The 286-nt window shown below is 59.1% G+C and carries 1 protein-coding gene; it reads left to right on the top strand.

Annotated elements, in window-relative coordinates; genetic code table 11:
* A partial coding sequence (locus FDX22_RS20105) for a transaldolase family protein (protein ID WP_304571783.1) occupies positions 1 to 215 on the top strand: 215 nt, incomplete at its 5' end.
* Positions 216 to 286: the final 71 nt, after the last annotated feature.

The following is a 286-nucleotide window of genomic DNA, read 5'->3' as shown; positions in this document are numbered from 1 at the left end:
AGGCCTTATTGAAAATGCATGCCCCGCACGCCAAAGTGCTGGCAGCCAGTTTCAAAACGCCGCGTCAGGCGCTGGATTGCCTGTTGGTCGGCTGTGAGTCCATCACGCTGCCGCTGGATGTCGCTCAGCAGATGATTAGCTCTCCAGCCGTTGATGCTGCCGTGGCGAAGTTTGAGCACGACTGGCAGAGCGCATTTGGTCGCACGTCGATCTGATGCTGTTGCCGAGTGGCGCTAACGCTTACCCGGCCTACGTTCGAGCCGTTGTAGGTCGGGTAAGGCGAAGC

It is taken from the genome of Citrobacter sp. TBCS-14 (assembly GCF_005280805.1).
Taxonomy (GTDB): Bacteria; Pseudomonadota; Gammaproteobacteria; order Enterobacterales; family Enterobacteriaceae; genus Citrobacter; species Citrobacter gillenii.
Note: the sequence above shows the minus strand (reverse complement) of the source record. Positions and strands in the feature narration are given on the sequence as shown.